Here is a 13,888-nt window from a genome sequence, read left to right on the forward strand (position 1 = left end):
CATGACGGTCCGGATTCGCAAATACAGTTGGCAACTGGCTCCCGGTCATATCCGGGATATTCGCCAACGCGTGTTTATCGAGGAACAACAGGTACCGCCGGAACTGGAATGGGACGATACCGACGAGATTGCGGATCATTTCCTGGCGGTACTGCCTGACAACACCCCGGTGGGCGTCGCCCGGCTGTTCTCCAGCCTGAATGAAACCGCCCACGTTGGCCGTATGGCAATCCTGCCGGAACATCGGGGCAAAGGCATCGGAGAGACGTTGCTCCGCCATCTGCTGGCCGAGGCTGCGGGCCAGTACGATGAGGTCCGGCTGTCCGCCCAGGAACACGCGATTCCTTTCTACCAGCGATCCGGGTTCCATGTGTGCTCGGACGTCTACGACGATGCCGGTATTCCTCACTACGACATGCGCTGCCTTGCACCGGAGCTCGCCGTAGCCGCACTGGAGGAGCGCGACCATCCGCTGCTGCTGGAAGCGGATCGGCAAAGCTGGCTGTTTGAAAACGAGACCCGCATGCTGGCCCTGATGGACTCCCTCGCCGGCCAGGCGGGGCAACGGATCTGGTTGTATGACCGCCTGCTGGAACACGACCTGTACGACCGGTTCCGGTTCCGGGAACTGATTTCCGCACTGGCCCGCCGCCACCGCCTGAGCGAAGTCCGGTTGCTGATCCACGATGACAAACCGCTGGTCAAGCGCCGCCACCAGCTGGTGGAGCTGATGCGCCGGTTACCCAGCCGGATTGAACTGAAGCTGGTAAACGACGACTACCCGGTGGAGGACCAGCCGTTCATGCTGATCGATCGGGAGGGCGTGCTGTACCGCCACGATTTCTCCAAGCCTGCCGGCTTCTGCAACTTCTCCGACAGTGGCCGGGTGAAGCTGCTGTCAGAGGCTTTCCAGCGTATGTGGGACGCCGGGCGAAGCTCCCTGGAACTGCGTCAGCTACCGCTCTGAATGGCGGACCTGAGGCAGGTCCGCGGACTCGAAGCGGGCGCCGAACGGCGCGAACTCCGCATCCACTTCCTCCGCCACCTCGGCGATCAGTTTCCTCAGCCACTGGTGATCCATGTTGTGCTGCAGCAGCGGACTCCAGGCCATTTTCAGCTCGAACGGCGGTATTTCGAACGGCGGCACCTTGACCACCAGGTTGGGATTGTCCTTCTGGAGCCAGGCCGCCCGTGACGGCAGGGTGGCGATCAGATCGTGCTGTTCGGCCAGCAGCATGGCCACCTGGTAATGGCGGGTAAACACGGAAATCTGCCGCTTGGCCCCCATTCGCCCAAGTGCCTCATCCACCCAACCAAGCCGCTGCACATCTTTCGGATTAACCCCCACGCCAACGCCAAACCCGGTCTTGCTGACCCAGATATGGCTCGCCGCCAGATAGGTATCCAGGGTGAACGGTTCCTTGAGAATCGGGTTCCGGGCATTCATCAGGCAGGCAAAATACTCGGTCCAGAGTGTCTTCTGGTGGAATGACTGGGGAATCTTGTCGAAGCGGTTAATGGCCATGTCCAGCCGCCCCTGCTCAACGTCCAGGAAGCTCACGTCACTGGGGGTCAGCACATCCAGGGTGACATGGGGCGCCTCCTGGCGGATCCGGCGCAGGACCCGGGGCATCAGGCAGGACTCGGCGTAGTCACTGGCCATGATCCGGAACACCCGTTGGCTCTCCATGGCCGAGAAAGGCGTTTTCTCCTGCACCGCCTGCTCGATATCCGACAGGATGCCACGAACCAGCGGCTGCAGTTCCCTGGCCCGTTCCGTGGCCGTCATCCCCTCACTGGTTCTGACCAGCAACGGATCGGCGAACAGGTCCCGCAATCGCCGCAGGCCGTTACTCATGGCAGGCTGGGTAATCCCGAGATGGTTGGCCGCCTTGGTCACGTTGCGTTCCCGCAACAGCACATCGAGATATACCAGCAGGTTCAGGTCGACACGGGAAAGATCCATCGGGCGCTCCGGCGTTGCATCAGGGGAAAATCGGATAGTGTTGGCCCGCAAGCAGGCGCAACATTCACCACAATGATACAGTTGTGTCGAAAAATTCACAAAATCTATAGACCGATTGGGCCACGTCATCCAAAACACGGATTCCATTCGCCTTTTCTGCTACCCTTGCCCTCGCGTGTTGAATACTATCGGCGACCCTCAGCCACCGCGCCGGGTTCCGATGCTTAACCTGCCGGGAACAGAGACAGCAACTACCCGTGACCAACACTTTCAAAAAGCGGCTTTCCTACAGGCTGACCCGAGACACCCTCCTCGTCGCCATGGCGCTGGGGCTTGTGCTGAATCTGGTCCAGATCACCCTGGACTATTTCAGCGCCCGGGACGGCATGGAAGCGGAAATCAACGCGCTGATCGAGATCAGTCACAGCCCGGCATCCCAGATTGCGTACAACATCGACGTCCGCCTCGCCGAGGAATTGCTTGATGGCCTGCTGCGCCACCCGGCCACCATCGATGCCCGTATCATCGACAACGAAGGCCATACCATGGCCGCGGCCAGCCAGAGCAGCCCCGTATCGCCCTACCGCTGGCTCAGTGACCTGCTGTTCGGTGACAGCCGCGCCTTCAGCTCGGAACTCGAGGTCCGGCAGCTCGCCAACCTGCCCCTGGGCGAACTGGTTGTCACCATTGACACCTTTCATTATGGACTGCAGTTCCTCAAACGAGCCGCCTACACCCTGTTAAGCGGCCTGTTGAAAAGCCTGGCACTGTCGGGCGCGCTGCTGGCGATTTTTTACCTCGTTCTGACCCGCCCCATGATGAATGTCATCAGTGCGCTGAGCCGGGTTTCCGCCGACTCCCCGGAAAAGATCCGCCTGCCCGTGCCCGCACGCCATGAACAGGACGAGATCGGCACCATGGTCGGCATCATCAATCAGCACCTGGAAACCATTGACTCCAGTCTGGAACAGCTGCGGGACGCAGAGAGTGCCATCAAGAACTACTCCAACCAGCTCGAGCAGGAAGTGGCGGACCGCACCCGGGAGATCTCGGACAAGAACGAGGCATTGCAGCGCGGCAACCGCGCCCTGGTCCGGGCAAAAGAGGATGCAGTCCGCAGGGCCCGGTCAAGGGCCAACTTCCTTGCCAGCATGAGCCATGAGATACGGACACCCCTCAATGGTGTCCTGGGTATGCTGGGAGTCGCGCTTGAGGGGGAGCTGGACCCGGTTCAGCGCAACCGGCTCGAGATCGCCCTCAACGCGGGCGAGAGCCTGCTGGGTCTGCTCAACGATATTCTGGATATCTCCAAGGTCGAGGCAGGCAAGCTCAATCTGGAGCATATTCCGTTCAGTATGCGCAACCTGATCGAGGAATGCGCCACCCTGCATTCCCAGCAGGCCCGGGCCAAGGGCATCGATCTGGTCAGCGAAATCGACCCCGAGCTTCCCGAAACCTTCCTGGGCGATCCCACCCGGACCCGGCAGATTCTCAACAACCTGATCAGCAACGCCATCAAGTTCACCGATGCCGGGCACGTGAAGATCAAGGCCACTCATTCCGGGGGCAGCCTGCGCCTGGAAGTGATCGACACCGGCATCGGTATGTCCCGGGAAGGGTTGCACCGGATCTTCTCGCCCTTCTCACAGGCCGATACCGACACCACGCGTCTCTACGGCGGCACCGGCCTCGGCCTGACGCTGTGCCGGCAGTTGGTGGAGCGAATGCACGGCCAGATCATGGTGGACTCCCGGGAGGGCAGCGGCACCCATTTCACCGTTACCCTGCCCCTGCCCGTTCACGAAGAAGCGGAACCCGGCGTGACGGCCCAGCCGATTCCGGAAAAACTCAGACAGATTGGTGTTGCATTGGCCGTGCCCCCATCCCACCCGCACCGCCTGGCACTGGAGAGTCAACTGCGGGCCTGGGAGATTCCGGTCCGGGGTGCAAGCCGGCATCCTGAGGGCGTCCTGCTGTCAACGATCGACACGGGAGACACCGAAACCCTGGCGTTTGCAGACAACTGGCCCGGTGAAGGTGTGATTCTGGCCGAGGCCAGGGGCAACAGCGTCGGGGGTCATACCAATCATCAGATCCTGTCGCTTCCCCTGAGACGGGATGAACTATACCGGTGCCTGTGCCGGGCAGCCGGCCTGATGCCGGCAGAAGAAGCCCAGGAAGAGCACAAAGAAGTGCCGACCGGCGCCACCCGGCCGCTGCAGATACTGTTGGTGGAGGACAACCAGGTGAACCAGCTGGTCGCCAGCAGCCTGCTGAAAAAGCTTGGCCACCGGGTGGACCACGCCGAAAACGGCAAGCGGGCTCTGGAGGCCCTGAGGAATGCCTCCTATGACCTGGTCCTGATGGACTGCCAGATGCCGGTGATGGACGGTTACGAAGCCACCCGGCGGATTCGCGAGAACCCGGACTGGAAAGACCTGCCCGTGATTGCCGTCACCGCCAATGTCATGCAGGGCGACCGCGACGATTGCATTGCCGCCGGCATGAATGACTACATCACCAAGCCCTACAACCGGGACGAACTCCGCAGCACGATCAGTCGCTGGGCGCCCCGGTAGTAACACCCCCGGGCTCCGGGGCTACAAGACAGCTACAGCAACTCTTCAATATCCTTGCGGATGGCCTCGGGCTTGGCGGTGGGCGGGTAGCGACGCACAACCCGGCCATTACGGTCCACCAGGAACTTGGTGAAGTTCCATTTGACCTTTTCCGACCCCATCAGACCCCGGGCTTCCTGCTTCAGGAACCGGTACAGGGGATGTGTTCCGTCACCGTTCACCTCGATCTTGGCAAACATGGGAAAATCCACACCATAGTTGAGGCTGCAGAACTGACTGATGGATTCGTCGGTTCCCGGATCCTGGTTCATGAACTGGTTGCAGGGAAACCCGAGAACTTCCAGACCCAGCTCATTCAGATCCTTGTACAAGGCCTGAAGACCCTCAAGCTGGGGTGTGAACCCACACTTGCTGGCCGTGTTCACGATCAGAAGTACCTTGTCGCGATAGGCCTCCATGCTCTGTCCGTTGCCCTGAATATCACGGACGGTAAAATCGTAGATACTGGATTGCGCCATTCTGGTCTCCTGTGGTGAGCGCGAGGCCCCTGATTGTGACCAAGTACGATGGAAAATAACACGCCGTTACAGGCCACTTGATCACAAAACCGGGAACCTGCCTGAGGTTTACTCCCTAAATCCGCCACAATTCATCATAATTACCCTGTTGTAGCGCACCCTCGCTCCGCTAGAATAAAGCCTTCCGTCAACCGGACGGCTGTGTATCCGTATTACCTCTCAAGGAATCTGAATCCATGCAGAACTACTACAAGTCCGCCAAACTCGATAACGTCTGTTACGAAATTCGTGGAGTGGTTCTGCGTGAGGCGCGTCGGCTGGAGGAAGAAGGTCACCGTGTACTCAAGCTCAACATCGGCAACCCCGCCGCGTTCGAGCTGGATGTGCCGGAAGAGATCCAGCAGGACGTCATCTACAATATGCACCAGGCCCAGGGCTATGTGGAGTCCAAGGGTCTGTTCTCTGCCCGCAAGGCGGTCATGCATTACTGCCAGCAGCGCGGCATCGACAAGGTGGATATCGACGATATCTACCTGGGCAACGGCGTCAGCGAACTGATCGTGATGTCCATGCAGGCGATGCTCAACACCGGTGACGAGGTGCTCATTCCGGCACCGGATTACCCGCTATGGACCGCCGCGGTCACCCTGTCCAGCGGCAAGCCGGTGCATTACCGCTGTGACGAGGAGCAGAACTGGTTTCCGGACATCGACGATATCCGCAAGAAGATCACCCGGCGCACCCGGGCCATCGTGCTGATCAACCCCAACAACCCAACCGGGGCGGTCTACTCCACCGAGTTGCTGGAGCAGGTCATCGAGCTGGCCCGCAAGCACAACCTGATCGTGCTGTCTGACGAGATCTACGACAAGATTCTGTATGACGGAACCCGGCACGTGTCCACCGCTTCCCTGGCCGACGACGTCCTGTTCTTCACCTACAATGGCTTGTCCAAGAATTACCGCGCAGCCGGTTACCGCTCCGGCTGGATGATCATCAGCGGCGCCAAACATCGCGCCCGGGATCTGGTGGAAGGCATCGAGATGCTTTCGAACATGCGCCTGTGTGCCAATGTTCCGGCACAGCTCGCTATCCAGACCGCCCTGGGTGGATACCAGTCCATCGACGACCTGGTGGCTCCGGGTGGCCGTCTGTTCGAGCAGCGCGACACCGCCTGGCGAATGCTGAACGACATTCCCGGCGTCAGCTGTGTGAAGCCGGAGGGCGCCCTGTACCTGTTCCCGAAACTGGACCCGAAGAAGTTCCCCATCGTCAATGACGAGAAGCTGGTGCTCGACCTGCTGCTGCAGGAAAAGATCCTGCTGGTACAGGGATCCGCGTTCAACGTGGATGACAAACAGCACCTGCGGGTGGTCTTCCTGCCACGGGCGGATACTCTCGAGGACGCCATGGGCCGCCTCGGCAATTTCCTGAGCAAATACCAGCAGTAACGGACAAGTTATGGCAGACATTCACGTCGAGGAATTCTACAAGGACGTCGCCGTCGCTCTGGTGCAGCTCTATGGCGTTTTCCCCCGCCGGGTGAACCTGTTCGTGGAAGACATTGCCGGGCCGGACGAGCCCGACGAGTTCGGTCTTCACAGCAAGCGGCACATGGCCTGTTTCGGCGCCCTGCTCTGGCTCGAGGAGGAAGGCCTGCTGCGCTACGTGGACACCATCCGGCAGGAAGCCCTGGACCAGGCCGTGCTGACCCGCGATGCCTTCATCCGGCTCAGCGCCCCGGCTCCGCAAGCACTGGCGGATGCCGCCGGCGTGCAGGTGGCCGAGACTGACAACCTGCCCCGATCCGTCCAGCGGGATCTCTCCACCCACATCCACCTGATCCGCCAGGCGCTGAAGAGCGGCAACTCCGCCCGCATCAGCCAGGTGGTCCAGGCTACTTTTTTCGCCGACAGCAGCTACCATTAAATCGCAGTAATACTCTTGAAGCCGAGAACCCGGACCGCATATTCCGGTCAGATGGGTGAATTATGTCTTTGACTGAACTTTCAAGGAATTAACATGCGCATACTGCTGTTTCTGGCGACCAACCTTGCGGTCATCGTGGTTGCCAGTTTTACCCTGCGTCTGCTGGGTGTCGACAGTTACCTGAGCCAGCAAGGCATCGAATACGGCTCGCTGCTGGCGTTTGCGGCGGTGTTCGGCTTCGCCGGTGCCCTGATTTCACTGTTCATTTCCAAGCCGATGGCCAAGTGGAGCACGAAGGCTCAGGTCATAGAATCTCCGCGGACTCCGGCCGAGCGCTGGCTGGTGGATACCGTCGCGGAACTGGCTCGGAATGCGGGCATTAAAACGCCGGAAGTGGCCATTTTCCCGGCCTCCCAGTCCAACGCGTTCGCCACCGGCTGGAACAAGAATGATGCATTGGTGGCCGTCAGTGAGGGGCTTCTGCACCGGTTCAACAAGGACGAAATCCGTGCGGTCCTTGGCCATGAAATCGGGCACGTGGCCAATGGGGACATGGTGACTCTGGCCCTGATTCAGGGTGTGGTGAACACGTTCGTGATCTTCGCGTCGCGGGTGATCGGCTCTTTTGTGGACCGGGTGGTGTTCAAGAATGAGCAGGGCCACGGTATCGGGTTCTTCGTGGTCAGCATCGTGGCCGAGATCGTCCTTGGTATCCTGGCCAGCACGATTGTGTTCTGGTTTTCCCGCCGTCGGGAGTACCGGGCGGATATTGCCGGCGCCCAGCTGGCCGGCCGTTCGGCGATGATCAACGCTTTGGCAAGGCTGAAACAGGAAAGTGAAGTGCCGGATCAGATGCCGGATTCTTTGCAGGCGTTCGGTATCAACCGCGGTGCCCGGGCCGGTCTGAGTGCGTTGTTCATGACCCATCCGCCGCTGGAAGACCGTATACGAGCCCTGCAGGACGCGAACCTCTGATGAACTTTCGGGGGCCTGCCCGCATTGCTGGCGGGCTCCTCCTTCCGAAACACGCTCCTTGCGGCACGTCCCTGTGACGCTTGAGCTCCGCCATCCATGGCTCCGCACAGTTTCGGAAGGAGGAGCCCACCAGCAACGCTACTGTCGAGCACGCCTCAAGTCCGATCGATATTAGATCTTTAACTTGAAACCAATCGCTCTGAAACTGTCCTGCAGGGACTTACTGGTTCCTTTCAGCTGTACCTTCAGACTGGAACATTCTCTTCTCACTGGATAGTCCCGGCGCAGTCGATCAAATGCGGCCCCTCTTTCTTCGGCACTTCCGTTCATGGCCAGACGCAGGCGGGCATCATCCTCTCGGGGGTCGTAACAGGCTCTGAGGGCAGTTTTGACGGCCTTATCCTCGTCTGCAGCCGAGGTAAACGAAACCTTGCTTAAAGCCGGTTCCGGGAGGAACTGGCCGGCTTTTTTGCGGATCGGCAGGCCCAGGAAGGTGCTCAGGGCCTGATAGATCATTTCAGTGCCCTGAACCTTGCCTTCCAGGCTGTAACCGGCGATGTGGGGGGTTGCCAGCCAGGCCAGTTCCACCAGTTCCGGGTCGATTTTCGGCTCCCGTTCCCAGACATCGAGGGCTACGAGGGGCGGGTTGGCTGAGGTCAGGCGCTGCTTGAGGACAGTTGTATCGATTACTTCGCCACGGCCGGCGCTGATCAGGAGTTGGTCCGAGGTGAGTCCGGCCAGTTCGCGTTCTCCGATCATGTGGAAGGTGGCGTGGGGGCTGTTCCGGGTCAGTGGAGTGTGGAGGCTGACCACGTCGCATTCCATGGCTTCTTCGAGGCTGACGAATTCCGGACCCTGTTCGCCTTCACGTTCGGCCCTGGGCGGGTCGCACAACCGGGTGTTGAAGCCGAGGCGCTCCAGCTTGGCGGCCAGTTCTCCGCCGACGTTGCCGACACCGACGATACCCACACTCAGGTCCGTCCAGTCAGTCAGACCACACCTCTCGGCATAGAGTGAAAGTACCGAAAGAACGTATTCGACAACGCTGTTGGCGTTGCAGCCCGGTGCGGCGGAGAAGCGGATGCCCTGCTCCTCCAGCCACTGCAAATCCACGTGATCGGTGCCGATGGTAGCGGTTCCGACAAAGCGGACACGGCTACCTTCGAGCAGTTCGCGGTTGACCCGGGTTACGCTCCGGACCAGCAGGATGTCGGCATCCCGCACGTCTTCGGGGCTCATGTGGCGGCCGGAGACCCGGCGGATTTCGCCCATATCTCCGAAGAAGGAGTCGAGTAACGGAATATTCTCGTCAGCTACGATCAGCATGGTCGTCTACGTCCTTCAGTTCCTGCGCTGGCGCTGGGAGCCGCCGCGACCGCCCTGGGGACGTCCGCCGCCACTGCTGCGCCGGCCACCGCGCTTGCGGGTGATCGCCGGCTGTTCCAGTGGTGCTCTCAGGGTATCGTCAGGAACTTCGGTTTTCAGCTTCTGGTTAATATAGGTTTCGATCGCCGGGAGGGTGAACGAGTCGTCCTCGCCGGCCAGGCTGATGGATACGCCTTTGCTACCCGCGCGCCCGGTCCGGCCAATGCGGTGCACGTAATCTTCCGCGTTGTCCGGCAGGTTGTAGTTGAACACGTGGGTAACGCCGTTAACGTGGATTCCCCGCCCGGCCACGTCGGTGGCGACCAGCACCTGGATATTGCCTTTCTTGAACTGGTCGAGGGTGCGCAGGCGTTTGTTCTGGGCGATCTCACCGGACATCAGGGAGACCTTGACCCCCTGGTTCTTCAGATCTTCCTCGAGATCCCGGCACTGGTCCCGGCGGTTGGCGAAGACGATGGCCTTTTCCACTTCCGGGCGTTTCAGGTAATTGACCAGGACCTGCAGCTTTTCATCCTCACCCAGCAGGTAGACGGTCTGTTCGACCCTTTCGGCGGTTTTCTGCTCAGGCTCGATTTCCACAAACTCGGCGTTGCTGGTCCACATGGATGCCAGGTTGAGTACGTCCTGGTTGAATGTGGCACTGAACAGCAGGGTCTGGCGGTCGTCCTTGGGAGTGCACTTGCGAATGATGCGTTTCACATCGGGGATGAAGCCCATGTCCAGCATCCGGTCGGCTTCATCCAGGATCAGGATGTCAATCTGGTCCAGGAAGACGTCCTGGGAACCCAGGAAGTCGATCAACCGGCCGGGGGTGGCTACCAGGATATCCACGATTTCGTTCTGGAGCTGGTCCCGCTGCTTATCGTAGTTCATGCCGCCAACGACGGTGACAACATTGTGCCCGGTGTACTGGCACAACTGCTCGGCATCCTTTGCAATCTGCATTGCCAGCTCCCGGGTCGGCGCCAGCGCCAGTACGCGGGGCTCGGAGGCGAAGCGGTCCTTTTCGGGAATCGGTGTTTCCAGCAGGGTCTGGATGGCGGTGATCAGGAAGGCCGCGGTCTTGCCGGTGCCGGTCTGGGCCTGGCCAATCAGGTCTTCACAGGCCAGCGTCCATGGCAGTGTTTCTGCCTGGATCGGTGTGCAGTACTCGAATCCGATGGCGGAAATGGCGTCCAGCAGGCGTTTGTCGAGGTTCAGATCACTGAACTTAAGATCGCCGGTGTGTTTTGGGTCAGATGTCATACAGTCTCTGTATTCCTTACTCTGTCTGAAAGCGAATTGGGTGGAACCAGGCGTTGCACGTCCTGTTGCCAGGCGCTGTCGAAGTCCGGGGTGGTTCCGTAAAAACTCTTCAGTGAATCAAAAAATTGCTGCCCCCGGGGCGGTAACCCCTCGGCCAGGTAACGCTCGGCCTGTGCCAGGACATTGGCACGGAACTGCTGTTCGTCGCAGGCACCGTCGCCGGAGAGGTTGTCCACGCTGATGTGAAAGCGTGTACCGGCAGCCACTGAAAACAGCCATTCCTGGGCCTGGGGTTTGACCTCAACCTGCTCAAAGGCCCGCTGTTGCTCCGGAGTGCGACCATCCGGACAGTACCAGTAGCCGTAGTCGTGAAGTGTGCGGCGATGCTCACCGGCAATACACCAATGACTTATTTCATGTAATGCACTGGCATAATAACCGTGCGCGAACACGACCCGGGCCAGACCGGACGGTCCGTCAGCGGGCAGGTACTCGGGTTCTGAGCCGCCCTTGACCAGAATCGTCCGGAATGGCTCCCGGAACAGGTCATTGAACAGCATGATAAGATCGTTTGGACTGTGATTCATTGGATGGCTATTGTGCGACTTTAACGCATCCAATACCAGACCACCGGGAACTTTACCAGCAAGCCTGTGTCCACTGCCGTCGGAGCAGGAATCATCCATACACCTACAACCGGGAACTTGCACACCAGATGACAGACCCGAGCTTTGCCGACCGCATTCACCCGACAGTCTTCACCATCGTTTTTATCCTGGCCACCTGCCTGGCCCTGTTCGCCTCCCCGGCCCATGCCCTTGGCAGTTCCGGTTCCAGCCTGTTCGGCGGCGGCAATGACTTCCTTCCGGTAGACGAGGCGCTGCCGTTCAACTACACCACAGACCAGGGCGCGGTCACCCTGGACTGGAATATCACCCCCGGCCACTATCTTTACCAGAACCGCGTTGCTGTCAGTTCAGTCACCGACGGCGTCACGGTGGGGAATCCGTCATTCTCTTTGCAGGGCGAAACCACCACCGACGAATTCTTTGGGGAAGTCACTGTTTTCTATGAGCCCGTGGAAGCACGCGTGCCGGTCACCCTGCCCGAAGGGGTTCGCGAGGCAACACTCGAGGTCACCTACCAGGGCTGTGCCGAAGCCGGGCTATGCTACCCGCCCCAGACCCGGGAGGTGCTGTATTACCCCGGCGGGGACGGGGATGATGCCGGCTCAGCCACGACTGCTTCATCCGGTTCAACCGCTGGTACGTCCGGATCTGCGACCTCCGGCGGGCCTGCCGGTTCCGTCGATACCAGTTCCGCCACGGGCCTTGCGGGATTCCTCTCGGAGCAGTCTGTGCTGGTCATTGCCGGCCTGTTCTTCCTGCTGGGCCTGGGCCTGACCTTTACCCCCTGTGTCCTGCCCATGGTGCCGATCATTTCGACCCTGGTATCCGGCCATAACACCCGTACCACCGGCCACGCCCTGACGCTGTCGGGGAGCTATGTACTGGGTATGGCACTGACCTATGCCGCTGCCGGCGTGCTGACCGGATTGCTGGGGGCGAGCTTCAACCTTCAGGCCCAGCTGCAGTCCCCCTGGGTCCTGGGCATTTTTGCCACGTTGTTCGTGGTGTTTGCCCTTTCCATGTTTGACCTGTTCGAGATCCAGCTCCCGCGCTTCATCCGGGATCCCCTCAACAATGCCAGTCACAAGCTGACGGGCTCCAGGGTCGCGGGTATTTTCGGCATTGGCGCCCTGTCGGCGCTGATCGTTTCGCCCTGTGTCTCGGCCCCATTGGCGGGTAGCCTGCTGTACATTTCCACCACCCAGAATGCGGTCACCGGTGGTATCGCCCTGTTCGCGCTCGGTCTGGGCATGGGTGTCCCGCTGATCCTGGTTGCGGTGGGCGGGCGCAAGCTGTTGCCCACTACCGGTCACTGGATGACTGCAGTCAAACACTTCTACGGGGTCATGCTGCTGGCGGTGGCTATCTGGCTGGTAGAGCGGCTGGTTCCGGCCTGGCTGGCACTGACTCTCTGGGGCCTGCTGGTCGCCATCACGGGGGTTCAGCTTGGTGCCTTTGATGCTGCCAAGGCCGGCTGGCAGCGGACCCGCAAGGGGCTGGGGCTGGTGATGTTTTCCTACGGCCTGGCACTGCTTGCCGGCGCCGTCGGTGGCGCCAGTGATCCGCTTAAACCCCTCGCCCCTTTCACCGTGGCGTCGTCCGCGCCTGCCGGTGAGGCTGCCGGCAGCCATGCCGAGTTCCAGAGGGTCGAGGAGCCGGCGGAGATCCGCAGGCTGCTGCAGGCCGCCCGGGACCGGAATCAACCGGTCATGCTCGATTTCTACGCGGACTGGTGTATTTCCTGCAAAGTCATGGAGCGCAATGTCTTCAGTGATGCCCAGGTTGGCCAGGCCCTGTCATCCTATACGCTGCTGCAGATCGACATGACCCGGAACACGCCCGAGCAGCAGGCCCTGCTGGACGAACTCGGCCTGTTCGGTCCACCGGCAATCCTGTTCTACCAGGGCAACGGTGAGGAACTCCGGGACCGGCGAATCCTCGGCGAGATGGACAAGCGGGAGTTCCTGACCCACCTCGGCGGGTTACCGGTCCGTACCTGATGATGGCCTGATATCACCCGCCACGACGGATCAGATAGACAAATTCCCCCTTCTGTTCCTCCTGGCTGAGTAGTTCGTGGCCGAGGAACTGGCAGAAACGGGGAATATCCCGGGTGGTGGACGGATCGGTCGCCACCACCCGCAACACACCGCCTGGCTCTACATCATGGATGCGATTGTGGAGCATCATCACCGGCTCCGGACAGAACAGGCCCCGGGCATCAAGTTCCGCGTCAAATTCGCTGGCCGTCAAACGATCACTCCTTCTGGTTAAGCTGATTTTTCAGGAATACGTGCTAAATTCCTGTTTATAGCAGGTAAAAATATACGGAGGAAAACCATGATACGGGTTTTGATCGAACGCCACATCGCCGAGTCCCTGGAAGACGCCTATGAGCAACGGGCCCGACTGGTGTTGCAGCAGGCAGTGGCGGCGCCGGGTTTCATCTCCGGCGAGACCCTGGTCGACAGCCACGACCCCAATCATCGGATCACGCTTGCCAACTGGCGGTCCGAAGCCGACTGGGACCGCTGGTACCACTCCCAGGAGCGCCGGGACCTGATGGCAGAGCTCATCCCGATGATGGACAAGGAAGAGGCCATCACGGTGCTGCAGCAGAACGCGATCTGATTTCGTCTGATCGCTTCTGGTTGCTTCAGA

The 13,888-nt window shown here is 60.3% G+C and carries 13 protein-coding genes; 7 read left to right on the forward strand and 6 right to left on the reverse strand.

From position 1 onward, the window contains the following. Position 1: 1 nt before the first annotated feature. Positions 2-967: a GNAT family N-acetyltransferase gene (locus tag BM254_RS05520; RefSeq protein WP_091999932.1), complete on the forward strand. Its 966-nt coding sequence runs from the start codon at positions 2-4 to the stop codon at positions 965-967. Here the strand turns inward: BM254_RS05520 and BM254_RS05525 are convergent. Beyond that, on the reverse strand, positions 956-1,966 hold the full coding sequence (locus BM254_RS05525) for a LysR family transcriptional regulator (protein ID WP_091999935.1): 1,011 nt from the start codon (positions 1,964-1,966) through the stop codon (positions 956-958). The two genes, BM254_RS05520 and BM254_RS05525, sit on opposite strands and share 12 nt — an antisense overlap. A 320-nt stretch (positions 1,967-2,286) precedes the next feature. Between BM254_RS05525 and BM254_RS05530 the strand changes: the two genes are divergently transcribed. Beyond that, the gene (locus BM254_RS05530) at positions 2,287-4,545 is read left to right on the forward strand and encodes a hybrid sensor histidine kinase/response regulator (RefSeq protein WP_425434479.1); all 2,259 of its coding nucleotides are present in this window, start codon (positions 2,287-2,289) and stop codon (positions 4,543-4,545) included. A gap of 32 nt (positions 4,546-4,577) precedes the next feature. Here BM254_RS05530 and BM254_RS05535 read toward each other — a convergent pair whose 3' ends face one another. Then, positions 4,578-5,063 carry a glutathione peroxidase gene (locus BM254_RS05535; RefSeq protein ID WP_091999940.1) on the reverse strand — a complete coding sequence of 162 codons (486 nt, stop codon included), beginning with the start codon at positions 5,061-5,063 and terminating at the stop codon, positions 4,578-4,580. 236 nt (positions 5,064-5,299) lie between these two features. Between BM254_RS05535 and BM254_RS05540 the strand changes: the two genes are divergently transcribed. The 3 genes from BM254_RS05540 (at position 5,300) to htpX (ending at position 7,967) form a co-directional block, all read left to right on the forward strand. Further along, positions 5,300-6,514 (forward strand): pyridoxal phosphate-dependent aminotransferase, encoded by a 1,215-nt coding sequence (locus BM254_RS05540; protein ID WP_091999942.1) that lies wholly within the window; start codon positions 5,300-5,302, stop codon positions 6,512-6,514. Between the two features lie 10 nt (positions 6,515-6,524). Next, the gene (locus tag BM254_RS05545) at positions 6,525-6,992 is read left to right on the forward strand and encodes a hypothetical protein (RefSeq protein WP_091999945.1); all 468 of its coding nucleotides are present in this window, start codon (positions 6,525-6,527) and stop codon (positions 6,990-6,992) included. A gap of 93 nt (positions 6,993-7,085) precedes the next feature. Beyond that, the gene (htpX, locus tag BM254_RS05550; protein WP_091999947.1) at positions 7,086-7,967 is read left to right on the forward strand and encodes a protease HtpX; all 882 of its coding nucleotides are present in this window, start codon (positions 7,086-7,088) and stop codon (positions 7,965-7,967) included. Between the two features lie 171 nt (positions 7,968-8,138). On the opposite strand, the gene pdxB is transcribed toward htpX, so the two are convergent. Genes pdxB through BM254_RS05565 form a run of 3 tightly spaced genes read right to left on the reverse strand, consistent with a single transcriptional unit; the run spans position 8,139 to position 11,185 of the window. Next, on the reverse strand, positions 8,139-9,293 hold the full coding sequence (pdxB, locus tag BM254_RS05555) for a 4-phosphoerythronate dehydrogenase PdxB (protein ID WP_091999950.1): 1,155 nt from the start codon (positions 9,291-9,293) through the stop codon (positions 8,139-8,141). 15 nt (positions 9,294-9,308) lie between these two features. After that, positions 9,309-10,598, reverse strand: a complete 1,290-nt coding sequence (locus tag BM254_RS05560) for a DEAD/DEAH box helicase (RefSeq protein WP_091999953.1) — start codon at positions 10,596-10,598, stop codon at positions 9,309-9,311. After that, complete coding sequence (locus BM254_RS05565; RefSeq protein ID WP_091999954.1) at positions 10,595-11,185, reverse strand: elongation factor P hydroxylase; 591 nt, start codon at positions 11,183-11,185, stop codon at positions 10,595-10,597. The genes BM254_RS05560 and BM254_RS05565 overlap by 4 nt, the downstream gene beginning before the upstream one ends. 128 nt (positions 11,186-11,313) lie before the next feature. Between BM254_RS05565 and dsbD the strand changes: the two genes are divergently transcribed. Next, positions 11,314-13,227, forward strand: a complete 1,914-nt coding sequence (gene dsbD / locus BM254_RS05570) for a protein-disulfide reductase DsbD (RefSeq protein ID WP_091999957.1) — start codon at positions 11,314-11,316, stop codon at positions 13,225-13,227. A gap of 13 nt (positions 13,228-13,240) precedes the next feature. On the opposite strand, the gene tusA is transcribed toward dsbD, so the two are convergent. After that, the gene (gene tusA, locus BM254_RS05575; protein WP_091999960.1) at positions 13,241-13,480 is read right to left on the reverse strand and encodes a sulfurtransferase TusA; all 240 of its coding nucleotides are present in this window, start codon (positions 13,478-13,480) and stop codon (positions 13,241-13,243) included. 87 nt (positions 13,481-13,567) lie between these two features. Here tusA and BM254_RS05580 point away from each other — a divergent pair, with 87 nt between their 5' ends. Continuing rightward, a complete protein-coding gene (locus tag BM254_RS05580) occupies positions 13,568-13,858 on the forward strand; it encodes an antibiotic biosynthesis monooxygenase family protein (RefSeq protein ID WP_091999962.1) in 291 nt (96 codons plus the stop codon). Positions 13,859-13,888 lie beyond the last annotated feature (30 nt).

The sequence above is a fragment of the Marinobacter pelagius genome (assembly GCF_900114925.1).
GTDB classification, from domain to species: domain Bacteria; phylum Pseudomonadota; class Gammaproteobacteria; order Pseudomonadales; family Oleiphilaceae; genus Marinobacter; species Marinobacter pelagius.